This window comes from Streptomyces aurantiogriseus, assembly GCF_014649375.1.
Taxonomy (GTDB): Bacteria; Actinomycetota; Actinomycetes; order Streptomycetales; family Streptomycetaceae; genus Streptomyces; species Streptomyces aurantiogriseus.
Genome location: NZ_BMSX01000029.1, coordinates 48,500 through 72,390 on the forward strand (window position 1 = coordinate 48,500; position 23,891 = coordinate 72,390).

General features: G+C 73.1%; 14 protein-coding genes. 9 read left to right on the top strand and 5 right to left on the bottom strand.

Annotated features, from left to right (window positions below; translation table 11 throughout):
* Positions 1-130: 130 nt before the first annotated feature.
* Together IE263_RS41040 and IE263_RS41045 are read right to left on the bottom strand one after the other, a co-directional pair.
* Positions 131-1,378 (bottom strand): serine/threonine-protein kinase, encoded by a 1,248-nt coding sequence (locus tag IE263_RS41040; RefSeq protein ID WP_189943204.1) that lies wholly within the window; start codon positions 1,376-1,378, stop codon positions 131-133.
* Positions 1,379-1,622: 244 nt separating this feature from the next.
* The gene (locus tag IE263_RS41045; protein WP_189943205.1) at positions 1,623-3,332 is read right to left on the bottom strand and encodes a serine/threonine-protein kinase; all 1,710 of its coding nucleotides are present in this window, start codon (positions 3,330-3,332) and stop codon (positions 1,623-1,625) included.
* A gap of 389 nt (positions 3,333-3,721) precedes the next feature.
* Between IE263_RS41045 and IE263_RS41050 the strand changes: the two genes are divergently transcribed.
* From IE263_RS41050 to IE263_RS41080, 7 genes are all read left to right on the top strand, one after another.
* A complete protein-coding gene (locus IE263_RS41050) occupies positions 3,722-7,336 on the top strand; it encodes an FHA domain-containing protein (RefSeq protein ID WP_189943256.1) in 3,615 nt (1,204 codons plus the stop codon).
* Between the two features lie 237 nt (positions 7,337-7,573).
* Complete coding sequence (locus IE263_RS41055; RefSeq protein ID WP_189943206.1) at positions 7,574-8,956, top strand: ABC transporter substrate-binding protein; 1,383 nt, start codon at positions 7,574-7,576, stop codon at positions 8,954-8,956.
* A gap of 70 nt (positions 8,957-9,026) precedes the next feature.
* Entirely contained in the window at positions 9,027-10,307 is a 1,281-nt protein-coding gene (locus IE263_RS41060; RefSeq protein ID WP_229911448.1) for a carbohydrate ABC transporter permease, read from the top strand.
* Complete coding sequence (locus tag IE263_RS41065) at positions 10,304-11,185, top strand: carbohydrate ABC transporter permease (RefSeq protein WP_189943208.1); 882 nt, start codon at positions 10,304-10,306, stop codon at positions 11,183-11,185. Before IE263_RS41060 ends, IE263_RS41065 begins: the two co-directional genes overlap by 4 nt.
* Positions 11,186-11,369: 184 nt before the next feature.
* On the top strand, positions 11,370-13,619 hold the full coding sequence (locus IE263_RS41070; RefSeq protein WP_189943209.1) for a bifunctional glycosyltransferase/CDP-glycerol:glycerophosphate glycerophosphotransferase: 2,250 nt from the start codon (positions 11,370-11,372) through the stop codon (positions 13,617-13,619).
* An 80-nt stretch (positions 13,620-13,699) separates the two neighbouring features.
* Positions 13,700-15,910, top strand: a complete 2,211-nt coding sequence (locus tag IE263_RS41075) for a bifunctional glycosyltransferase/CDP-glycerol:glycerophosphate glycerophosphotransferase (RefSeq protein WP_189943210.1) — start codon at positions 13,700-13,702, stop codon at positions 15,908-15,910.
* A gap of 4 nt (positions 15,911-15,914) precedes the next feature.
* Positions 15,915-18,164, top strand: a complete 2,250-nt coding sequence (locus IE263_RS41080) for a bifunctional glycosyltransferase/CDP-glycerol:glycerophosphate glycerophosphotransferase (RefSeq protein ID WP_189943211.1) — start codon at positions 15,915-15,917, stop codon at positions 18,162-18,164.
* Positions 18,165-18,213: 49 nt separating this feature from the next.
* Here the strand turns inward: IE263_RS41080 and IE263_RS41085 are convergent, their stop codons facing one another.
* Both IE263_RS41085 and IE263_RS41090 read right to left on the bottom strand, forming a co-directional pair.
* On the bottom strand, positions 18,214-19,488 hold the full coding sequence (locus IE263_RS41085; protein WP_189943212.1) for a hypothetical protein: 1,275 nt from the start codon (positions 19,486-19,488) through the stop codon (positions 18,214-18,216).
* A 327-nt stretch (positions 19,489-19,815) separates the two neighbouring features.
* On the bottom strand, positions 19,816-20,229 hold the full coding sequence (locus tag IE263_RS41090) for an organic hydroperoxide resistance protein (RefSeq protein ID WP_189943213.1): 414 nt from the start codon (positions 20,227-20,229) through the stop codon (positions 19,816-19,818).
* 121 nt (positions 20,230-20,350) lie between these two features.
* Between IE263_RS41090 and IE263_RS41095 the strand changes: the two genes are divergently transcribed.
* The gene (locus tag IE263_RS41095; RefSeq protein ID WP_189943214.1) at positions 20,351-20,848 is read left to right on the top strand and encodes a MarR family winged helix-turn-helix transcriptional regulator; all 498 of its coding nucleotides are present in this window, start codon (positions 20,351-20,353) and stop codon (positions 20,846-20,848) included.
* Here the strand turns inward: IE263_RS41095 and IE263_RS41100 are convergent.
* Positions 20,796-22,292: a glycosyltransferase family 39 protein gene (locus tag IE263_RS41100; RefSeq protein WP_229911454.1), complete on the bottom strand. Its 1,497-nt coding sequence runs from the start codon at positions 22,290-22,292 to the stop codon at positions 20,796-20,798. The two genes, IE263_RS41095 and IE263_RS41100, sit on opposite strands and share 53 nt — an antisense overlap.
* Before the next feature lie 185 nt (positions 22,293-22,477).
* On the opposite strand from IE263_RS41100, the gene IE263_RS41105 reads away from it, so the two are divergent.
* On the top strand, positions 22,478-23,824 hold the full coding sequence (locus tag IE263_RS41105) for a glycosyltransferase 87 family protein (RefSeq protein ID WP_229911455.1): 1,347 nt from the start codon (positions 22,478-22,480) through the stop codon (positions 23,822-23,824).
* The last annotated feature ends 67 nt before the right edge of the window (positions 23,825-23,891 follow it).

Here is a 23,891-nt window from a genome sequence, read left to right on the forward strand (position 1 = left end):
GCAGCATTCCCCCGCATGTATCGCAAACGTCTCAACGTTCCTAGCGGAGCGGCAGAACCGCGCCTCAGTCCAGGCCGCCACTACATAACCGAAGCGAGGACGCCCAGGACGAGGGCGACGGTCAGGACGATCAGGGCATTGCCGGGGCGGAGGTGCCCGTTTCCTGGGGTGTGGCTCCGGCGTCGTCTCCTGATGTCGCCAGCCAGGTGCCTACGCCCACTGCCGCCGCCAATACCAACCCCGCCACGCTCAGCGTGATCCTCCGCCTCCGCGTCGACGCCCGGTTCCTCGCCGAGCCCGGCCGCGGCGCCCCCGCCGCCCGCGGCACCCGAGCCGTCCCGTGCGCCCCACCCGCCAGCTCGTCCGGCGCGGGCACCCGCATGGACGTGTGCGTGTCCCGGTTGGAGTCCGGCCTGGCCCCGGGGACCAGCGGCACCGACCCCCGCCGCACCCCCGCCGAGGACGCCGGGGACGGCGCGGCCTCGTCCGGCTCCCCCCGCGTCCCCTCCTCCGCCGCCTCCGCGTCCGGCTCGTCCACGTCCAGCGGCGGCATCCCCGCCAGCATCGGCAGCTGCTCCCGCAACCGCGCCGCCAGCTCGGAGGCCCGCAGCCGCGACGCCGGCGCCTTGGCCAGGCACTGCACGATCAGCTGCCACAGCTCGTCCGGGATGCCGGGGAGCGGGGCGACGGTCTCCGTGACGTGCCGGCGCAGTACCGCCCCCGGATGCCCGCCGCCGAACGGCGTGAAGCCGGCCAGCAGCTCGTAGAGGACGGTCGCGAGCGCGTAGATGTCGACCGAGGCGCGCGGAGGAAGGCCCTCCACGATCTCGGGGGCGAGATAGTCCGGCGTGCCGATGATCTTCGTGGCGCGCGTCCGCTTCGGGGTGTCGATCAGCTTGGCGACGCCGAAGTCCGTCAGCAGCGCCCGGTGCGAGCCGCCGGGGCCGAGCGGGCCCTGCATGTCCAGCAGCACGTTCTCCGGCTTCACATCCCGGTGGACGACGCCGGCCGCGTGCGCGGCGGCGAGGCCCTCGGCGACGTCCGCCACGATGGCCACGGCGGCCTCGGGGGAGAGACGCCGGTCGCGGTCCAGGCGGGTGCGCAGATCCGTGCCGCGGACGAGGTCCATGACCAGCGCGAGGTCGTTGCCGTCGACCACCAGGTCCCGTACCGAGACCACGTTGGGGTGCTCCAGTCCGAGCAGGGCGGTGCGCTCCTGCACGAAGCGGCCCACCAGCTCCTCGTCGGACGCGAGGTCCTCGCGCAGCAGCTTGACGGCGACGGGCCCGTCCGGCCCCTCGCCCAGCCACACCGTGCCGGCACTGCCCCGTCCCAGGATCTGGTGGGCGGTGTACCGGCTGCCGATCTTCCGTGCCAAGACTGCTCCTACCGACGCGTGTTGCCGACGCTGCGCCATCCGGGGGCCGCGACATCAGCGGCTGACGCCACGGGCCACCGAACCCCCGGCCGACAAAACTACGCGCCCGAAGAGCCAACCTTCACCGCGGAGACGGAAATCACCCGCCAGATGTCGACAAATCCCCAAACTCACGGTCGGGTTCCGTCACCCGGCGAGGCTTCCGGACGCCGTCAGGCGCCCCGTCCGTCAGGCGACCCATCCGTCAGGCCCCGCCGCCGCCCGAGTCCCCGCCCAGGTTGCCGATCCACTTGGTGACCTTCTCGAACCAGTCGCCGAGTTGCTCCCAGTAGCCCTTGCCCGTGCCGATCCAGTCTTGGAGGGGGCTGAACTCCCAGATCAGCCATCCGGCGACGACCAGGATGACGATCGTGAACAGGCAGCCCTTCAGGCAGCCGAGCCCGGGGATCCTCATCGGGTTGGCGCTGCGCTGCCGCGGCTCCCGCGGCTGCCGGGGCTCCGGCGCGGGCCGCTGCCGGGGCTGCTGGGGCTGCGGCGGCGGGGCGTACCGCTGCGGCTGCTGCTGGGGCTGCTGCGGCGGCGCGTACTGCTGCGGCTGCTGCTGCGAGTGGCCGTAGCCGCCCTGCGGCTGGGGCCGCTGCTGCGGGCGCTGCTGCGGCCTCGGCTGCTGCTGGCGCGGCTGCTGCTGCGGGCGGGCGACCTGCCGCTGGGGACGGCGGCGCAGCGGGTCCTCGCTGGGGTCCAGGTACTGGACCTGGGTCTGCTCGTTGCGGTCGCGGGCGGCGCGCAGCTGCGTCTGCCAGGGGTGCGGCTGCTCGGGCTGCTGCCCCTGCTGGCCGGGCTGGTGCGGCGGCACCGGCGGCAGGACGGCCGTCGGATCGGCCGCGCCCGCCGGGCCCCCGGTGTGGGGCAGGACGGCGGTGGGGTCGGCGGCGCCCGGCGGGTTCCCGGGGCCGGAGGTGTGCGGCAGCACACTGGTCGCGGCGTTCGGGTCGTACGCGCCCCCGGGAGCGCCCTGGGGGGCGCCCGGCACGCTCGCGGGCGCCGGGTCGGGCGCGAGGAGGTGGCCCACGCCCTCGGCGGCGGCGATCTGCATCGAGTTGGCGTGCACGCCGATGCCCTCGGCGACGACGCGCAGCCCGCGCGCGAGGTTCTCGGCGCTGGGGCGCTCGTCGGGGTTCTTGCGCAGGCAGCGTTCGATGACCGTCCACAGCGGTTCGGGCACCGTGGACGGGCGGCGCGGCTCGGCGTTCAGATGCTGGTGGAGGACCTCCAGGGCGGAGCCGCCGGAGAACGGCGGACGGCCGGTGACCAGCTCGTACAGCAGGATGCCGGCACCGTAGATGTCGACGGCGGAGGTCTGCGGGCGGCCTTCGGCGGACTCCGGGGCGACGTACGCGGGCGTGCCGACGAACTCGCTGGTGCGGGTCAGGCCCGGGGAGTCGGCGAGGCGGGCGATGCCGAAGTCGGTGAGCATCGGGTGCATCTCGCCGCCGTTCTGCCGCAGCAGAACGTTCGCCGGCTTCAGGTCGCGGTGGACGACGCCGTCCGCGTGGCTCGCGGCGAGCGCGTCGGCGATCTGCGCGGTCAGCAGGGCGGCGCCGACGGGCGTGAACGGGCCGTTCTCGCGCAGGTAGCGGTGCAGGTCGGGGCCGTCGACGAGGTCCATGACCAGCGCCAGCAGATCGCCCTCGACCACCAGGTCGCGGACCCGGACGATGTTCGGGTGCGTCAGGCGCAGCAGGACGGAGCGCTCCCGGAGGAAGCGCATCACGACATCGGGGTCGCTCGCGAGCTCCTCCTTGAGGACCTTGATCGCGACGGTCTCCCCCGGTTGACCGGGCACGGCCGCCTCGGCGCCCGCGGTCTCGCGCTGGCGGGCGCGCCAGACGGTGCCCGTGGCGCCGCGTCCGAGCGGCTCCTCAAGGAGGTACTTGCTCCCTACCGGACGCACGTCATGCGCTCCCTGCTGCTTGCTTGGCTGCTTGCCATCTGTTCGGACCCACTTGTTCCGACCCACTGTAGTGCCGTGTCACCGACACCGGGCTGTCGTCTTCCTATGGGCCTTACGTACGGTTACGCGCCCCTTCCCGTCCATGTTCGAAGGAAAGACGCTCGCCTCGGTCCGTTGGTTGCCGGAGGCGGACGTGACCGATCTCAAGCGGGCATCGGTGGGTCACCGGTCAGGCACTTTTGCGGGCAGAGCCGACCAATCAAGATCACTTGTCCCTCGGTGGCGGGCGCATTGTCAGTGACAGGTGCGAGGATGCCTGCAGTACTGGCCGACGTGCTCGTGTGGGGTGGGGGAAGTCCGCGCCCGGGCAGAAGGGACCGCTGACGGCGATGCAGATCCGGCTGACCGTCGTAGACCCGCAGGGCCCGCCCGCCGAGGCCCGGGGCCGTGCCGCGAGCTGCGACGTGCTGGTCACCGCGCCCGCCGGCACGGCTCTGGCCGCGGTGGTGTCCGCCCTGGCCGCGGCGGTCTCCGGGGAGGGCGGAGCCGCTCCGTCCGGCGGAGCGCAGCCCGTGCTGTACGCGGGCGGGGAGCGGCTCGACGCCGGGCGGTGCACGCTCGGCGAGCCACCGCTGATCGACGGCGCCGTGCTGTCGCTGGGCGCCCCGGCCGACCCCGAGCCGCATCCGGAGGTCGACGACGCCCCGGCCCGGCTGGACGTGGTGGCGGGCCCGGACGCGGGCGGGGTGCACCTGCTGCACGGCGGTCAGATCCGCGTCGGCCGCTCCGCCGACGCCGACGTCCCGCTCGACGACCCCGACGTCTCCCGTCTCCACTGCGCGGTGACCCTCTCCCCCGACGGCCGGGTCACGGTCGCCGACCTCGGCTCCACCAACGGCACCACCCTGGACGGCACCCACGTCCGGTCCCGCCCCCTCCGCCTCACCCCCGGTGCCCTGCTCAGGGTCGGAGAGTCGGCCCTGCGGCTCGCTCCGCCCGGAGGGCCGGGCGCGCGGGTGGCGACGACACCGGACGGCGAGGGACACGTCCGGGTGCCGTGCGGGGACGCGGGAGCCGGTGACGGCCCGGCACCGACGCCGGGTGCGGCCCACGCGCGTGGGGCAGGCGACAGCGGCGGAGCCGACCCGGCGGGCGCAGCCGGCGGGGGGCACACGCGCGTGCCCGGCGGCGGGCGTTCGGAGGGAGACGGCGGCCGGACAGGCGCGGCCCACGCCCCCGGAACGGCCACCGACGGCACCGGTACCGCGAGCGCGTCCCACCCGCGCGTGCCCGGCAACGACGACATCGCCGCCCCCACCGGACCCACCGGCCACACCTACGGCACGGTCGACTGGACCGGCTCCGCCCCCAGCCGCGGCGACCGCCCGCGCAAGACCGGGGACGTCCCCCTGGTGCCGGGCCAGGGTGGCGCACCCCCCATCGAGCGCCGCACAGACGCACGGCCCCCCGCCGGGGCCGACGGCTCCGGCGACACCCACGCCGGCCGCTCGGGCCTCGGCTCCTTCACGACGGCCCCCGAGGCCCGCGGCCCGCACACCTCCGCGCCCCGCGCCGGATCCCCGGTCCCCACCCCGCCCGGCGACGCCCACGGCTCCCAGGTTTCCCACGCCCCCCACGACTCCCGCGACGACGCGGGCGGCACCGCCTCCCGCCGCAAGGGCACCCCCCTGCGCGGCACCGACGTACCGCAGGGCCTCCGCAAACGCGGCGGCCTCTCCGCCTGGGCACGCCGCCTGACCGGCGGACGCGGCGGCGACCAGGAGACGGCCGCACCGGAGCCCTACGGCGAGGAGGCGGCCGACACCACGGTGGTGCCGTCGGCCGGCCCGGCGGCCCCCATACCGGACACCTGGCCGGACCCTGCCGCGCTGCTGCTGACGGCGCTGGGCCCGGGCCCCCGCCTGTGGGAGCGCGGGCCGCGTCACCCGGAGACCCTCGCGGTCCGGCTCGGTACGGCGGACCGGACGGCGCCCGACGGCTCGGGCCTGCTGCCCGCCGTACCGGTGACCGCGGGGCTGCGCGAGGTCGGGGCGCTGGGGCTGGCCGGGCCGCGCCCGCGCCTGGCCGGGCTGGCGCGCGCGGTGCTGGCCCAGCTCGCCGCGCTGCACTCCCCGGACATCCTGGAGATCGTCCTGATCAGCACCGACCGCGCGCGTTCCGAGGAGGAGCGCACCGCCGAGTGGTCCTGGCTGGGCTGGCTCCCCCATCTGCGCCCCGGGCACGGCCAGGACTGCCGCCTCCTCCTGGCCTACGACCGCGACCAGGCCACGGCCCGCGTGGACGAGCTGCTGCGCCGGCTGGAGGACCTCGCAGACGCCGGCACCGCGGCCCCCGCGCCCGTTCCTCCACCCCGGGGCACCGCCCGCCGCCCCTCCTGGGCGCTGGCGGACGACACCGCCGACGGCTTCCCGGGCCCGTACACGGTCGTAGTCGTGGACGGCGACCCCGGCGGCGCCGACCTTCGCGAGGCGACGGCCCGGCTGGCGACGGCGGGCCCCCGGGCCGGCATACACGTCGTGTGCCTCGCCGAGACGGCCGCCGCCTCCCCCGCGTCGCCGGTGACGGAGACGTACGAGGCGGCCTGTGCGGCGGCGCCGACGTTCCGCGCGTGCGGGGCGGTCGCGCTGCTCAGCGGGGACGTGGCGACCGCGCTGCGGCTGCTGCGGGTCGCACCGGCCGGCTCGGACTCGGAGCGGCCCGGCCCGGTGGGCCACGGCACGGTCGGTGCGGTGGACGCGGTCTCCCCGGCCTGGGCGGAGCGCTTCGCGCGGGCCCTCGCACCCCTGCGCCCGGACGGCACGGCCGGCGGCGAGCGCCCCACGCGCGTGTCGGCACCGCTCCCCGCGTCGGCGCGCCTCCTCGACGAACTGGGCCTCGCCCGGGCGACCCCAGCCTCCCTGATGGCCCGCTGGGCGGACGCGGCCGACGACGCCGAAGCACTCGGCGGCCGCGCCTGGGCCGTCCTCGGCGCCGGACCACGCGGCCCGGTCTCCGTGGACCTGGCCGCCGAGGGCCCCCACCTGCTGATCGATGGGCCGCCCGGCAGCGGGCGGACGGAGCTGCTGCGGGCGGTCGTCGCCTCGCTGGCCGCCGCCGAGCGCCCCGACCGGCTGGGCATCGTGCTGGTGGACGGCCGGGACACCGTCGGCAAGGGCGGCGGCGGCCACGGCGACGGCCTGCGCGTCTGTACGGACGTACCGCACGTCACCACACATCTCACCACCAACGACCCGGTCCGGATGCGGGAGTTCGCGCAGTCGCTGAGCGCCGAGCTGAAGCGGCGGGCCGAGCTGCTCGGGCGGTCCGACTTCGCCGAGTGGCACACGCACCGCGCGGTCTCCGGCCGCATCGTCCCGCAGCGCCAGCCGAGCGGTCCAGGCGCCGGCGCCGCCGACCTCGACACCCCGCCCAGCTCGACCCTGCGCCTGCGCCCCGGCGCGGCGGCCCGGCAGCGGACGGAGGCGGCACCGCCGCTGCCTCGCCTCGTGGTTGTCGTCGACGACCTTGACGCCCTGGTCTCCCCCGCCCTCGGCTCCCCCGGCCGCCCCGCCGCGGGCTCCGTCATGCGTGCGCTGGAGGCGGTCGCCCGCGACGGCGAGCGGCTCGGCGTGCACCTGGTGGCGGCGGCCGGACCGGGAGGCCGTACGGCCGAGTCGGAGCCCGCCCGCCGGGCCACCCTGCGGATCGCCCTCGAAGCCCCCGGCTCGGGCGCGGACGAACCCGCCCCCGGCCGAGGCCGTCTGAAGGGCGCGGACGGCCGCCTCACCCCCTTCCAGGGCGGCCGTGTCACCGGCCGCATCCCCCGCACGGCGACCCTGCGCCCCACGGTGGTCCCCCTGGAGTGGCACCGCATGGGCGACCCCCCGACCCGCCGCCCCGTCCGCGAACTGGGCAACGGCCCGACCGACCTCGCATTGTTGGCGAGCGCGGTGGAGCGGGCGGCTCGCGAGGTGTCGGCGGCGGAGGTGCCGTCGCTGTTGTAGTGGTGTCCACCGTGTCGTAGGGGGTCTCCACCGTGTCGTAGGGGGGTGTCCACCGTTCGGCCCTGGATGCGGCGCGCGCAACGTCCGGGCAAAGACACATGCACCCCGCAGTCACGACGCGGTCACGATCCCCTTGTTGACAGTACCGGCGCTCTTGCCGACCCCTGGCACCCGGCGTAGACCAGTGCCACGGGACAGCGCTCGAACGTTCGACGAGGAACGAAGAACGGGGAAGTGATGCGCAGCACGAGCCACACCATCCGGACACGCAGGACCGTGAAGGCAGCCGCCACGCTCCTCGCGGGAGCGCTCGCGCTCTCGCTCACCGCGTGCGGCGGCGACGACGACAAGAGCAGCGGAACCGACGGCAGCCCGACGGCCAAGGAGTCGGGCAGCACCCTCACCCTCCCCAAGCTGAACGGCACGACGCTCGAGGTCGCCGCCGTGTGGACCGGCGCCGAGCAGGCCAACTTCAAGAAGGTTCTCGCGGAGTTCGAGAAGCGGACGGGCGCCAAGGTGACGTTCGTGCCCGCGCAGGACCCGATCATCAACTTCCTGGGCTCGAAGGTCGCGGGCGGCCAGCCGCCGGACGTCGCGATGCTCCCGCAGCCGGGCGCGATCAAGCAGGCCGTGGACAAGAAGTGGGCCAAGCCCCTCGGCGCCGAAGCCCTGAAGGAGGTCCAGAAGAACTACTCCCAGGGCTGGCAGGACATCGGCAAGATCGACGGCAAGCAGTACGGCGTCTACTACAAGGCCGCCAACAAGTCGCTGGTCTGGTACAACGCCAAGGTCTTCGAGAACGCGGGGGCCACCGAACCCAAGACCTGGGACGAACTGCTCAGCACCGCGCAGACGGTCTACGACTCCGGTGTCACCCCGTTCTCCGTGGGCGGCGCCGAGGGCTGGACCCTGACCGACTGGTTCGAGAACGTCTATCTCTCCCAGGCGGGCCCGGAGAGGTACGACCAGCTCGCCCAGCACGAGATCAAGTGGACGGACCCGTCCGTGAAGGACGCGCTGACCACGCTCGCGCAGGTCTGGGGCAAGAAGGACTACGTCGCGGGCGGCGCGACCGGCGCGCTGCAGACGGACTTCCCGGCCTCGGTGACGCAGACCTTCACCGGTGGCGACCAGCCGAAGGCGGCGATGGTCTACGAGGGCGACTTCGCGCAGGTCAACATCGGCCAGGCGGGGGCGAAGGTCGGCACGGACGCGAAGGCGTTCCCGTTCCCGGCCGTGGGCGACACCGCGCCCGTGGTCTCCGGCGGCGACGCGGCTGTGATCCTGAAGGACTCGAAGGGCGCGCAGGCCCTGGCGACCTTCCTGGCCTCGCCGGACGCGGCGGAGATCCAGGCGAAGCTGGGCGGCTACCTCTCGCCGAACAAGAACGTCGACTTCTCCGTCTACCCCAACGATGTGCAGCGGAAGATCGCCCAGTCGCTGATCGAGGCGGGCGACGACTTCCGCTTCGACATGTCCGACCAGGCCCCGCAGGCCTTCGGCGGCACGCCCGGCAAGGGCGAGTGGAAGGACCTGCAGGACTTCCTGAAGAACCCGACGGACGTGGCCGGCACGCAGGCGAAGCTGGAATCGGCCGCGGCGGCGGCGTACGGGAACTGAGCCGGGGATGAAATCGGCTGCGGTGGCGGGGGCTCCGGGAGCCCCCGCCCCTCCTCGCTCGCGCAAGAGCGTGACCGGCACCCGGAAAACGGTGGCAGCGCTGTTCCTGCTGCCCGCCCTGGTGCTGCTGGGCGCGCTCGTGGTCTACCCGATCGGGTACTCGGTCGTCCGCAGTTTCTACGACCAGTCCGGCGACGGCTTCGCCGGCGTCGACAACTACAAGGCCCTGTTCACGGACGACGGCATCCGCACGGCTCTGAAGAACAACGTGATCTGGGTGGTGTTCGCGCCGACGGTCGCGACCGCGCTCGGTCTGATCTTCGCGGTGCTGACCGAACGGATCCGCTGGGGCACGGCGTTCAAGCTGGTCGTCTTCATGCCGATGGCGATCTCGATGCTCGCGGCCGGCATCATCTTCCGGCTGGTCTACGACCAGGATCCGGACAAGGGTGTCGCGAACGCGGTGTGGGTCGGAGTGCACGACACGTTCGCGCAGTCCTCGGCGTTCCCGAAGGCCCACCCGGGCCGGGAGTCGCCGCTGAAGCCGGACCGGGGCGGTTTCATCACGAAGGCGACCGTCTCCATGGGCGACTCGATCGCCCTGCCCCTGGTCGGTGTCGCCCCCGACCGGATGCCCGACGACGCCGAGCGGGCCGTCCAGGCGCGGCCCGAGCTCGGCAAGGTCACGGGCACGACCTGGCAGGACTTCACCCGCGGCAAGGGCGTCGGCCGGCTGGGCCAGGTCGACCCGTCCGAGCTGGGCTACGCGGGGATGCGGATCGAGGCGGTCAAGGACGGCAAGGTCGTCGCGTCCACGAAGGCCGCCGACGACGGCACGTTCACGCTCCCCGAGGCGGCCGACGGGGCTCAACTCCGGCTCCCCGCGAGCAACTTCAAGGAGCCGTACAACGGCCTGGACTGGCTCGGCCCGTCGCTGGTCACCCCGGCGATCATCGGGTCGTACATCTGGATGTGGGCGGGCTTCGCGATGGTGCTGATCGCGGCCGGTCTGGCGAGTGTCCCGCGTGAGCTCATGGAGGCGGCGCGGGTCGACGGGGCGAACGAGTGGCAGGTGTTCCGCAGGGTCACGGTGCCGCTGCTCGCACCGGTCCTCGCGGTCGTCGTCGTCACTCTGATGATCAACGTCCTGAAGGTCTTCGACCTGGTGTTCATCATCGCCCCGGGCTCCTCCCAGGACGACGCGAACGTGCTGGCGCTGGAGCTGTACCGCAAGGGCTTCTCCGAGGACCAGCCCGGCATCGCCAGCGCGATCGCGGTGTTCCTGCTGCTGCTGGTGATCCCGGTGATGTGGTTCAACGTCCGTAGGCTGAGGCGGGAGGTGCGGCGATGACGGCTCCCGTCGAGACCGTGCGGGCGAAGCAGTCGCTCGGCGCGAGGATCGTCGAGAAGCTCGGCGGCGGCCTGGTCCGCGTCTTCCTGATCGTCGTCGGCCTGTTCTGGCTGGTGCCGACCATCGGTCTGCTGATCTCCTCGCTGCGCTCGCCGGAGGACATGAGCGCGAGCGGCTGGTGGAAGGTGTTCTCGCAGCCGTCCCAACTCACCGTCGACAGTTACGAGAAGCTGCTGGAGAACAGCGACATCACCAACTCGATCGTCAACACGGTGCTGATCACGGTGCCGGCGACGGTCCTGGTCGTCGTCATCGGCTCGCTCGCGGGATACGCGTTCGCGTGGATGGAGTTCCCGGGCCGGGACTGGTGGTTCCTGGGCGTGGTCGGCCTGTTGGTGGTGCCGGTGCAGGTGGCGCTGATCCCGATCGCCGAACTCTTCGGCAAGATCGGCCTGTTCGGCTCCGTGCTCGGCGTGATCCTCTTCCACGTGGGCTTCGGTCTGCCGTTCGCGGTGTTCCTGCTGCGGAACTTCTTCGCGGAGATCCCCCGCGAGTTGCTGGAGGCGGCCCGTCTCGACGGCGCCGGTGAGCTGCGGCTGTTCGCGCGGGTCGTGATGCCGCTGGGCGGGCCGGCGATCGCCAGCCTGGGCATCTTCCAGTTCCTGTGGGTGTGGAACGACATGCTGGTCGCGCTGGTGTTCACCGACGCCGACAGCCAGCCGATCACGGTCGCCCTGCAGACGCAGGTACGTCAGTTCGGCAACAACATCGACGTGCTCGCGCCCGGCGCGTTCATCTCGATGGTGATCCCGCTGGCGGTGTTCTTCGCCTTCCAGCGGCAGTTCGTGTCCGGCGTGATGGCCGGCGCGGTCAAGTAGGCGACTCCGTACGGGGGTGGACCGAAAGGGTGGTCAAGGGGGGTGGGCCGTCACCGGCCCACCCCTCGCCGTTCACCCGGTGTCCCCCGAATGACGTAGGCAAACGTAACCAAGTCACTCCATCGGCCGTTGCCGGGCCAGGCCCGAAAGTGCCTGCTGCCCGCGCCGACCCATGGATGTCACCTTGCCCAGGTTCAGTGTCATCGTCCCCGCGTACAAGGTTCAGGCGTACCTGCACGAGTGCCTCGAGTCCGTGCTGTGCCAGTCGTACCCGGATCTCGAACTGATCGCCGTCGACGACCGTTCGCCGGACGCCTGCGGCGAGATCATCGACGAGTTCGCGGCCCGTGACCCGCGGGTCCGTCCCGTGCATCTGCCGGAGAACGTCGGTCTGGGCCGGGCGCGCAACGCGGGTCTCGCGGAGGCGACCGGCGACTATCTGCTGTTCCTGGACTCCGACGACACGCTCACCCCGGACGCGCTGCACGCGATCGCCGACCGGCTGAAGGAGACCGACGAGCCGGACGTCCTGGTCTACGACTACGCGCACACATACTGGACGGGCGAGGCGGAGCGCAACAAGTTCGCCGCCCATCTCACCGAGCAGGGCCCGGCGCCCTTCCGGCTGGAGGACCGGCCGGGCCTGCTCAGAGTGCTGATGGTGGCCTGGAACAAGGCCTACCGGCGGGAGTTCGTCGAGCGTGTCGGCCTGACCTTCCCGTCCGGCTACTACGAGGACACCCCGTGGACGTACCCGGCGCTGATGGCCGCCGAGTCGATCGCGACCCTCGACCGGGTCTGCGTGCACTACCGCCAGCGCCGCCGGGGCAACATCCTCTCCACCACCAGCCGCCGGCACTTCGACGTCTTCGACCAGTACGACCGGGTCTTCGCGTTCATCGAGGAGCGGCCCGAGCTCGCGCGATGGCGGCCGGTGCTGTTCCGCCGCATGGTCGACCACTTCACGACGGTCTTCACCAAGCAGGGCCGCCTTCCGCGGGGCGCGCGCGCCGAGTTCCTGCGCCGGGCGCGCGCCCACTACCGCCGCTACCGCACGCCCGGCGCGCCCGTCCCGCTGCGCTCCCGGCTCCGCCACACCCTCGTCCACCTGGGCCTGCACCGCACCTACCGGGCCATCCAGGTGGCCGCGACCGTGCGGCGCCGTACGCACAAGCTCGCCACGAAGCTCGTCCGCGCCCTGCGGGCAGGCCTCCTCCAGGCGCACTACCGGATCCAGCTGCGCCTGCCGCTGCGCGCCGACCGTGCCGTCTTCGCCGCCTACTGGGGCCGCGGCCACGGCTGCAACCCGGGCGCGCTGGAGACCGCGTTCCGTACGTTCGCGCCCCAGGTGCGCACGGCGTGGATCGCGCGCCCCGAGCACGAGAACACGGTCCCGCCGGGCCCGCGCCGCGTGCGCCCCGGCACGGCCGCCTACTGGACGGCGCTGGCCCGCTCCAAGTACCTCGTGAACAACGTCAACTTCGACCGCCGTCTGGTCAAGCGCCCCGGCCAGGTGTTCGTCCAGACCCAGCACGGCACCCCCCTGAAGCACATGGGCCTCGACCTGCAGGAACACCCGGCCGCGGCACGCGACATGGACTTCGAGGAACTCCTCCGGGGCGTCGACAAATGGGACTACGTCCTGTCCGCCAACCGCCACACCACCCTGACCTGGGAGCGCGTGTACCCCGGCACCTACACGACCCTGGAGTACGGCTACCCCCGCAACGACGTCTTCCAGCAGGCGACGGCCGCGGACGTCGCCCGGCTGCGCGAGGCGCTCGGCATCCCCTACGACTCGGTCGCCATCCTGTACGCGCCCACCCACCGCGACCACCGCCGCACCCAGCGCACCACCCTCGACCTGGAGCGGATCCTGCGCCGGCTGGGCCCGCGCTTCGTGATCCTCGCCCGCGCCCACTACTGGCAGCCCGGCGCCCTCTCCCGCGGCGGCCGCGTCCTCGACGTCTCCGACCACCCGAGCGTGGAGTCCCTCTGCCTGGCCGCGGACGCCCTGATCACCGACTACTCGTCGCTCATGTTCGACTACGCCAACCTGGACCGCCCGATCGTCATCCACGCCGACGACTGGGAGGCCTACGAGGCGGTCCGCGGCACCTACTTCGACCTGCGGGCCTTCCCGCCGGGCCCGGTCGCCCGCAGCGAGGACGAGCTGATCGACATCTTCACCACCGGCCACTGGCGCGGCTCCCGCTCCGCCCGGCTGCGCGCCGCGTTCCGCGAGCGGTTCTGCCCCTACGACGACGGACGCGCCGCCGAGCGCGTCGTACGGCATGTGGTGCTGGGCGAGACGGAGCAGCCGCCGATCGTGCCGCTCGGTGAGCGCCGGCCCGTGCCGTCGGCGCTCACGCGCTCCCCGCTCGCCACCGTGCCGCAACCTTCCGGTCCTCGCACCGTCACCGATCCCCTCTGAGGGCCGTTGGCCCGTACGGCTGCCTGAGCAGACCCTCAGGACCCTCGACAGCTCAGGACCCTCGACAGAGAAAGAGCAGAATGCCCCGCTTCAGCATCATCGTCCCGACCCATGAGGCCGTGGGCCGGCTGTCCCTGGCGCTGGACTCCGTCCTCGCCCAGTCCTTCGGCGACCTCGAGCTGATCCCGGTCTGCGACGCGCCCGGCTCCCTCGCGGCCTCCGTCGTCGCCGGGCACGCCGGGCGGGACTCCCGGGTGGTGCCGGTGCAGTCGCCGCCGTCGGCCGGGCTGGCCGGGGCGCGCAACGCCGGGATGCGGGCGGCGGGCGGCGCGTACGTGCTGTTCCTCGACGGCGACGACGTGCTGGTGCCGGGTGCCCTGGCGGCGCTGGACGCACGTCTCGACGAGACGGGTGACGTCGACGTCCTGTACTTCGAGCACGAGCGGACGCACTGGTGGAAGGGCGAGCCGGCGAACCCGGCCGCGCCGCTTCTCGCCGGGACACCGGCGGGTGCCTTCTCCCCCGACCAGGCGCCCCGGGTGACCGGCGTGCAGCTCCCGGCGTGGAGCGCGGCCTACCGCAGGGCGTTCCTCACCGCGCACGACCTCACCTTCCCCGACGGGCACTTCACGGACGTCGGCTTCGGCGGCCTGGTCACCCTGCGGGCCGAGCGCCTGGCGGTGCTGCGCTCCGTCGTCGTACGGCATCTGCTGCGCAGGCAGGGCAGCCGCCTGGAGAGGCCGGGCGAGCACCACACCGAACTCCTCGACCAGGCCGAGCTGGTGCTCACGCGGGCCGCCGAGCAGGGGCTCGCGCGGGACCGGTCGGGCCCGCTGTTCGAGCAGCTCTTCGCCGCCGTGCTCAGGACGGCCGCGCATCCGGAGCGGCTGCCCGCACGCCGGCGGCGCGCCTTCTTCCGGCGGGCGGGCCGGCTGTACCGGCGCCACCGCCCCGCCGGTTTCCGCCCTCCCGGGGGCAGCCTGGGCGTGCAGCACCGGCTGCTGGCGGCCAGGGCGTACGCGTTGTTCCGTGCGCTGCGGGGCGCCAACCGGTCGGCGGCACAGGCGCTGCAGCGCGTGCCCCGCCCGCGCGGGCTGCGCACGCGCCTGTTCTACCGGCGCGAGCTGCGCCGCCCCATCGACCCGAACCTCGCCGTGTACTGCGCGTACTGGGGCCGCGGCTATGCCTGCAACCCGGCCGCGATCCACGCCAAGGCGCGCGAACTCGCCCCGCACATCCGCTCGGTGTTCCTCGTCGAGCCCGAGGCGGTGGCGACGCTGCCGCAGGGCGTCGACCACGCGGTGATCGGCAGCCGCCGCTACTGGGAGGTGCTGGCCCGCGCCAAGTACCTGATCAACAACGCCAACTTCGAAGGGACCGTCGTCAAACGCCCCGGCTCCGTCCACCTGTCCACGCAGCACGGCACCCCGCTGAAGAAGATGGGCGTCGAGCAGGCCGAGTACCCGGTGGTCGCCGCCGCCACCGGCAGCTTCGACCGCCTGCTGAGCCGGGTCGACCGCTGGGACTACAACCTCAGCTCGAACCGGCTCTCCACGGAGGTGTGGGAGCGGTCCTTCCCGTCCTCGTACGAGATGCTCGAGTACGGCTATCCGCGCAACGACGTCTACTACACGGCGTCGGCGGCCGATGTGCGCCGCGTCCGCGCGAAGCTCGGCATCGCCGAGGGCCGCACCGCGCTCCTGTACGCGCCGACGCACCGCGACTACCGGACGGGCTTCAGCACGCACCTCGATCTGAGGGCCCTGTGCGACGCCCTCGGCGACGACTTCGTGGTGCTGCTGCGCGCCCACTACTTCTACGAGGACGAGCGCGAGCACCTGCACGACGAACGCGTGATCGACGTGACGGGGCACCGCTCGTCCGAGGACGTCTGTCTCGCCGCGGACGCCCTCATCACCGACTACTCGTCGATCGTGTTCGACTACGCCAACCTCGACCGGCCCATCGTCGTGTACGCCGACGACTGGGACGTGTACCGCGAGACACGCGGGGTCACCTTCGACTTCCTCGGCTCCCCGCCCGGCCCGGTCGCCCGCAGCGCCGACGAACTGGCCGCCGTCTTCCGCTCAGGTCGCTGGGCCGGGGCGGAGTCGGCCAGGCTGCGCGCCCGGTTCCGTGCCCGGTTCTGCGAGTTCGACGACGGTCGTGCCGCCGAGCGCGTCGTCCGCCGCGTCCTGCTCGGGGAACCGGCCGAGGCCATCGAGCCGCCCGTTCCGCTCGCGCACCGCATGCCCGCGCCCGCCGCCGTGACGACCGCTCCGAGGAGCTGACACCGTGCCCCGCTTCAGCATCATCGTCCCCGTCTTCAAGGTCCAGGGCTTCCTGCGCGCATGCCTGGACTCCGTGCTCGGCCAGTCCTTCGCCGACCTCGAGGTGATCGCCGTCGACGACTGCTCGCCCGACGGCTCCGGGGCGATCCTCGACGAGTACGCGGCCCGCGATCCCCGGGTGAAGGCCGTGCACCTGCCGGAGAACGTGGGCCTCGGCCGCGCCCGCAACGCCGGCCTGCCGCACGCCACCGGCGACTACGTCCTCTTCCTCGACAGCGACGACCGGTACACGCCCGGTCTGCTGCGGGCGGTCGCCGACCGGCTCGACGCGACCGGCGACCCCGACATCCTGGTCTTCGACCACGTCCGCACCCACTGGTGGGGCCGCGGGGGCCGCAGCGACGCCGCCGGACTCCTCGAACAGGCCGGCACCCGCACGTTCACCATCCGCGAGCACCCCGAGTACCTGCGGCTGTTCCTCGTCGCCTGGAACAAGGCGTACCGCCGGGACTTCTTCCTCCGCCACGGCTTCCAGTACCGGCCGGGGCTGTACGAGGACGCCCCGGTCACCTACCAGGCGATGGTCACGGCGGAGCGGATCGCCTGCCTGGACCGTGTGGGCGTCGAGTACCGGCAGCGACGCCAGGGCGCGATCACCCGTACTCCGGGACGCCGGCACTTCGACATCTTCGAGCAGTACGAGGGGCTCTTCGCCTTCCTCGCCGGGCGGCCCGGCCTCGACTGGGCCCGGCCGCTGCTGTTCGAGCGGGCCCTGGACCACATGCTGTTCACGCTGGCCCGCCCGGAGCGGGTGCTGCGCGGCGACCGCAAGGCGTTCTACCGGCGGATCCGGGCGTTCTACCGCAAGCGCGCCCCCCGGGGCTTCGTGCCGCCGCAGGAAGCCCGCCGTGGCGAGATCCGGCTCCTGGCCGTCGCTCCTTTCCGTGTCCATCTCGCGGTCGGCGTTCTGCGGCGCGCGAGCGGAGCGGCCGGGAGGAGGGCGCAGCAGGTACGGGAGGCGGTCGCCCGGCGGATCAAGCGGTGCTGGTACCGGGTCCAGTCGATGCGTCCCCTCGACCCGTGTCTCGCCGTGTACTCCGCCGGGCACAGCCGTGCCGTGAACGGCGATCCCCGTGCGATTCACGCCCGGGCCGCCGAGCTGGCACCGCACATCCGGGGCGTGTGGGTCGTGCAGCCCGACGCGGTGGGGCTGCTGCCGCCGGGCACGGACCACGTGACGACGGGATCCTGGCGCTACTACCGGGTGATGGCGCGCGCGAAGTACTGGATCAACAACTGCAACTGGGCCGGTGACCTGGTGAAACGGCCCGGTACCGTACATGTTCACACCCATCAGGGCACCCCGCTCAAGTACATGGCGCTGGACCTCCTCGACCGTCCGGGCGCCCGGCACGGCACGGACGTCCGGGGCATGCTCCGCCGCAGCGACCGGTGGGACGTCAGCCTGGTCGCGAACCGGCACTCCGAGGAGATCTGGCAGCGGGCCTACCCCTGCCACTTCACCTCGCTGCGCAGTGGCAGCCCCCGCAACGACGTCCTGGTCCGGGGCGACGCCGCGCGTGCGGCCAGGGTGCGCGACAGGCTCGGCATCGGGCCGTTCGAGACGGTCGTGCTGTACGCGCCGACGCCGCGCGACTACCGCAAGGGCCGCCATGTCTGGCGGGTCGACCTGGAGGCGCTGACCGCCTCACTCGGCGCCGGGCACCGGCTGCTGGTGCGGCTGCACCCGAGCCTGGCCCGTCATCACGAACGGGCGCTGCTGCTGCGGGATCTGCACCGCCGCGGCACGCTGACCGACGTCACCGACGAGCCGCACGTCGAGGACCTCATGCTGGCCAGTGACGCCCTGATCACCGACTACTCGGCCCTGATGTTCGACTACGCCCACCTCGACCGGCCCATCGTCGTGCACGCCGACGACTGGGCCGCGTATCTGGCGGCCCGGGGCGCCTACTTCGACATCACCGCCGAGCCACCGGGCCATGTGACCCGGACCGACGAGGAACTGGCGACGGTGTTCACATCGGGCGCCTGGCGGGACGCGGAGTCGGCCCGGCTGCGCAAGGTGTTCCGGGAGCGCTTCTGCGAGTACGACGACGGGCGGGCCGCGGAACGCGTCGTACGGCAGGTCCTGCTGGGCGAGGCGCCCGACCCGGCGGCCGGCGGCGACCGGGCGGCGCTCACCATCCCGTCGGCCGCCGACCGCTCGGCCCGCCAGCCCGAGTACAGCTGACCCGGCCGCGGCCCACCGGGAGCTCGACCCGACCCGGCCGGCCGCGAGTTCAGCGCGAGGCGGCCTCGGCCGTCGGCAGCCGACGGCCCGGGCGAGGGGGCCGGACCGGGTCCGGTCCCCTTCTGCCGTACCGTCGCGCGTGGCTCTCGACCAGGAGCGGGATGCCGCACACGGGGAGCAGCATCGCCATCACCATCAACCGCGGTCCCATGGACATCTCGGGGTGCCCGGCCTGGTTCACGACGCCCGCGACGGCGACGCCGGCGATCAGGCAGCCGAACGCACGGTGGTGGCGGAACGCCCCCCAGGCCCCCGCCGCGAGGAGCAGCAGCACCAGCGGCTGGACCAGCGCGTCGCGCAGCCACTCCCTCCAGAAGGCGACGCTCAGGCGCAGGAACTCGGGCCCGGGATCGGGGACCATGCTCCTCGTGTAGTGAACGGACAACAGGTCCTGGAGACTCGACCGGGTACTCGGCAGTCCGAGGACGGAGATGACGAGCTGAAGCGCCACCGCGAAAGCCGCCGTCGCGGCGAGGACCGCGCATTCCGGCCGTGAGAACTCACGCCGCCGTACCCAGCGCACCCCGACGAGCAGTGCGGTCATGGCCGCGATTCCGGCGACGGCCAGCAGGGTCTGCGCGTATTTGACACAGGCCGCGCCGGCGAATGCCGAGACGGACAGCACCGTTCCCGACCGGATGCGCCCCTGCAGCGTGCGGACGCACCCGGCGACGGCGGCGAGGAGGGCACACAGCAGCAGCCCCTCGCACAGGGGCAGCATGGCCTCCTTCCCCGTCGGCAGCGCGTAGTAGAGGACCTGCCCCAGCAGGGTTACGGGAACGGAGACGCCCAGCATCCGCAGGACGACGACCACGAGGCCACTGGCCAGGACCGTCGCCACGAGCGACGCTGCCCACAGGCCGAGGACCAGGCCGAACACACGGGTGAACGGGATCGTGTACAGGGGGTATCCGGGTCTGGTCGCGAAGATCTCGGAGACGCGCGGATGGCTGAAGAGCGCCATGTACCCCGTCACGTCGGTGCGTTCGGCATTCCGTGCGACGCGGGCTTCCATCGTCTCGCGGCATTTCCGCTGGGCGGTCCTGCCGGCGTCGTTGTCCCGGTAGTGCGCGAGATCCGCGCTCGCCTTCCGCGCGGACCCGACGCGCACGCTGTCGCAGAAGTACTCGAGCGCTCGCCGGGAGGCCTCCTCCCGGCCGAGCCCTTGCAGCATGTAGCTGTGTGCCACGTACTGACGGGTGTCCATGGCGGCACGCCCCTGGATCTGCGCCGACTGCGCGCCGGCGAACAGCAGGGCGAACACGAAGAACCAGAAAAGGAGCAGACGCCGTTCGTGGGGCGGCGACGGCGGTCGAAGGAACCTCTCAGTTCTCCACATGGTCGATTGGCCTATCACGCCCGTCGGCCCGATCCCGCCGGGAACGCGCCCCGGCGCCGTCCCGGCCGCCGAGATCCACCGCGCGGCGTAACCCGCACGGGTGATCACGCGCGCGTGCCGCGTCCGGCCGGGAACACAGCCGCCGCGCCGCCCTGTGCACGAGGGGGCGGCGCGGCGGATCAAGCGGGCGGGGCCGTGAGGCCCCGAGGCTGTGGAGCCGTGCGGTCCTGAGGAGCCCTGAGGCCCCGGGGACTACTCGATGACGAGCTCGACCGGGACGTTGCCGCGGGTGGCGTTGGAGTAGGGGCAGACCTGGTGGGCCTGCTCGACGAGCTTGCGGCCGGTCGCCTCGTCCAGGGAGTCGGGCAGCTCCACGCGCAGGGTCACCTTCAGCGCGAAGCCCTCGCCCTGCTTGCCTATGCCGACCTCGGCGGTGACGGCGGCGTCGCTGACGTCCACCTTCGCCTGGCGGCCGACGAGACCGAGGGCGCTGCCGAAACAGGCGGCGTAACCGGCGGCGAACAGCTGCTCCGGGTTGGTGCCCTGCCCGTTGCCGCCCAGCTCCACGGGCATGGCCAGGGCGAGGTCGATCTTGCCGTCGTTGGTGACGGCGCGACCCTCACGGCCGTGGGTGGCGGTAGCGACAGCGGTGTAGAGCGCGTCCATGGAAAACCATCCCTCTCAGGTCACGTTCCGGCGGCCCGGTCCGGCCGCCTCACAGCCATAAGTAGAGCACACAATTCAATTGGGCACAACTAAATGGCGGGCAAGAGCTACTCTGGGAGGCATGACCGTCACCCCGCCCTCCACCGCCCAGGAGAACGCCACGGAGGACTGGCTCCACCTGGACAGCCAGATCTGCTTCTCCCTGCACGCCGCCTCGCGCGCCTTCAACGGCGTCTACCGCGTGATCCTCAAGGACCTTGGGCTCACGTACCCCCAGTACCTGGTGATGCTGGTCCTGTGGGAGCAGGGCACCCTGCCCGTCAAGAAGCTGGGCGAACACCTCCGCCTGGACTCCGGCACCCTCTCGCCGCTGCTCAAGCGCCTGGAGACGGCCGGCCTCGTACGGCGCGAGCGCAGCGCCCGCGACGAGCGCTCGGTGGAGGTGCGGCTGACCGAGGAGGGCGTCGCGCTGCGCGACCGGGCCCTGGAGGTACCGCGCAGGATCGTCACGGCAACCGGCTTCGACCTCGCCGAGATCGGCGCACTGCGCGAGCGCCTCGACCAGCTCACCGCGGCACTGGACGCCGCGGCGGCTCAGGAACTGCCGGGGAACCGGTAGCCGGACGGCGGACGTAGAGCCGGAGGGTCACGCCGTCCCGTACGGACTCCGACGCAGGGACGAACCACTCCTCCACGGCCACGAGCTTGACGCGCTCGGTCAGGTCGCGCGGATACCAGCGCGTGCCCAGCGCGTACGGTGCGGCGACGACCCACACCCGGTTCACCGCGGCGAGCCGGCGCCGCAGCTCCCCGGGCCCGACCTCGCGGCCGTACAGCGTGCCCGACCGGGCACCGGGCACCTCCAGTGCCAGATCCCGCACCCCCTGGAACCCCTTCGGATAGGCGAGCGCCGCGCGCCGCCCGAGGGACGGCAGGAACAACACCGGGTCGCCGGGGCGTACCTGACGGGCGGCCAGGGCGGAGACCGAGGCGAGGTTGTCGGGGCGGTGGGCGGGGGTGCGGTAGTGGCGGTGGAGGGGGAGGACGTGCAGGAAGACGAGGGAGACGGCGAGGACACCCGCGACGGCGACGGCCCGTGAACGCGACCGTCGCCCGGCGATCCGGGCGAGCCGGTCGGCGCCGGCCGCGATCAGCAGCGGCGCTCCCGCCAGGGCGTACAGCACATACCGGTCGTGGTACAGGGGCCTGACCTGCGACAGCAGCATCAGGATCCCCGGCGGCACCAGCATCAACGGCGCCGCGAAAGCCGCCGCACGCCCGGCCAGGAACCCCACCGCCATCAACACCACGCACCCCCAGAACACCACCCCCCTCGGCCCCGCGGCGAAGCCGCGCAACAACCGCTCCACGCTCTCCCAGTCCGGCACCGGCAACCACCCCACCTGGGCCGACTGGTTCCGCGACACCAGCACCAGCGGCAGCACCACCGCGCCCACCGCTCCGGCCGCGTGTCCCCATTGCCACCACACCGCCCTCGGCACCCGCAGCAGCGCGAGCGTGACCGCGTGGGCGCACAGCACGAGCACCGCCAGCTCGTGCAGCAGACAGGTCACGGCGACGACACCCCCGTACAGCCACCACCCCCGCCCCACCGACCCCGCCCGCTCCGCCCGCCCCGCCGGTCCCGCCGGTCCCGCCGGTCCGTCAACGAGTCGCACCATCAGCAGGGTCGCACCCGCCGCCCCGGCCGCGACCAGCGCGTACGACCGGCCCTCCTGGGCGTAGTGGCCGGCCAGCGGGTTCACCGCGTACAGCAGGCCCGCCCACAGGCCGACGCGCGGGCGGCACAGTCGTACGCCGAGGGCGGCGACCAGGCCCGCGGTGGCGGCCGCCGCGAGGACCGACGGCAGACGCAGGGCGATCTCGCCGGGGCGGACGGCGAGGACGGCGTGCATGAGGAAGTAGTACAGGCCGTGCACCGCGTCCACGCCGTGCAGCAGCCGCCAGATCTCCGGCACCGTCCGCCGCGCGACCTGGAAGGTGACCCCCTCGTCGCGCCACATGCCCCCGCGGTTCACCCCCCAGAGGCCGACCACGAGCATGACGGCCGCGGGGACGGCCACGGCCACGGCCTCCGTAACGCCGGCTTTCCTCGTCTGTCCGCTCACCACACACCCGATTCTGTGCTGCTGGCGAGCGATTAGTGACGATTGACGGCATTTAAGCACTTTCATGTCATTCGCCGGACTTACTATCCGACGTGATGAATGCCGTACCGAACGCCCTGATGCCCACGGCGACAACCCTGCTGACGCGACGTCACTCACTCACCCTCGCCGCCGCCTGGCTCGCCACCCGTGCCCTGATGCTGTGGCTGCTCGCCCACGACGCCACCCTGCCGCGGCTGGGCGAGGGCCGTGTCGCGCGAGAGGTCTGGCACCGGTACCACCACTGGTACGGCGTCCTCACGCACGGCGCCTTCCCGGCGGACGACCCGCTGTGGCAGTACCCGCCGGGCGCCGGCCCGCTCCTGCTGTCACCCGCGCTGCTGCCGGGCCTGACGTACTTCCAGGCGTTCGTCGCGCTGACCCTCGCCGCCGACGCCGTGACCGCGCTCGCCCTGGCCCGCGCGGGCGCACGCCCCGGCCGCTCCCTGCGCGGGGCCGCCCTGTGGGTCGGCGGCCTGCCCCTGCTGCTGCACGTACCGCTCGCCCGCTACGACGTGCAGGTCACCGCCCTCGCCGTGCTGTCACTGCTGGCCCTGCCGCGCTCCACGCGCGCGTGCGGCGCGCTCGCGGCGCTGGGGGCGCTGGTGAAAGTGTGGCCGGTGCTGGTGCTGCTGGGGATTCACAGGAGGCAGAAGGGCCGGGAGGGGGCGAAGCGGCGGACGGACCGGCGGAAAGAGCCCGGGGCGTGGACGGGGTTCAAGGGGCCGCGGACGGGGGCGGCGGCGTGGGCGTCGGCCGCGGTGACGGCCACCGTGCTCCTCGCGCTCGTCACCGCCCTGTTCGACCACCCGTTCGCGTTCCTGCGCCACCAGGGTGGCCGGGGCGTGCAGATCGAGTCGCTCGGCGGCACGGTCCTGCTGCTGGCCACCCACGCCGGCTGGCCGGGCGAGGTGCGCTACCAGTACGGGGCGATGGAGTTCACCGGCCCGCATGTCGCCCTCGTCGCCGACGCCTCCCTCGCCCTCACCGCCGTCGCGTTCGGCCTGCTGCTCCTGTGGCGGCTCCGCTGCCGGCACTGGACGCCTACCACCCCGCACGACGCCGCGCTGAGCGCCGTACTGCTGTTCACCGTCACCAGCCGGGTCATCAGCCCGCAGTACATGATCTGGCTGCTGGGCCTGGCCGCCGTATGCCTGACCTCCCGGCACACCACACAGCGCCCGGTCGCGGCACTGGTCACGGCGGCGACCGCGGTGAGCGCGGCGGTATACCCGGCGCTGTACCACGAGGTCACGACCTGCACCTGGACGGGCGTCACGCTGATGCTCGTCCGCAACGGGCTGCTGGCCGCGGCCGCCGCGCTGTCCTTCGCCCGCCTGTGGCGCTCGGGCACGGCACGTACCGGGCGGGACACGGGGAGTCGTCCACAGGTCCTGCGGGAGAGGCCGGTGCCTGCTTCACTGTGAGACAAGACCATTGCGGATCCAAGCGGATCATTACGGTCGACTGCGGGCAACCGCGGCCGACTGCGGT

What these genes read in the sequence shown, in the direction of transcription:
- IE263_RS41050 (WP_189943256.1), top strand. Translation starts at nt 3,722, where the DNA reads ATGCAGATCCGGCTGACCGTCGTAGACCCGCAGGGCCCGCCCGCCGAG.
- IE263_RS41055 (WP_189943206.1), top strand. Translation starts at nt 7,574, where the DNA reads ATGCGCAGCACGAGCCACACCATCCGGACACGCAGGACCGTGAAGGCA.
- IE263_RS41065 (WP_189943208.1), top strand. Translation starts at nt 10,304, where the DNA reads ATGACGGCTCCCGTCGAGACCGTGCGGGCGAAGCAGTCGCTCGGCGCG.
- IE263_RS41075 (WP_189943210.1), top strand. Translation starts at nt 13,700, where the DNA reads ATGCCCCGCTTCAGCATCATCGTCCCGACCCATGAGGCCGTGGGCCGG.
- IE263_RS41090 (WP_189943213.1), bottom strand. Translation starts at nt 20,229, where the DNA reads ATGGACGCGCTCTACACCGCTGTCGCTACCGCCACCCACGGCCGTGAG.
- IE263_RS41095 (WP_189943214.1), top strand. Translation starts at nt 20,351, where the DNA reads ATGACCGTCACCCCGCCCTCCACCGCCCAGGAGAACGCCACGGAGGAC.
- IE263_RS41100 (WP_229911454.1), bottom strand. Translation starts at nt 22,292, where the DNA reads ATGCTCGTGGTCGGCCTCTGGGGGGTGAACCGCGGGGGCATGTGGCGC.
- IE263_RS41105 (WP_229911455.1), top strand. Translation starts at nt 22,478, where the DNA reads ATGCCCACGGCGACAACCCTGCTGACGCGACGTCACTCACTCACCCTC.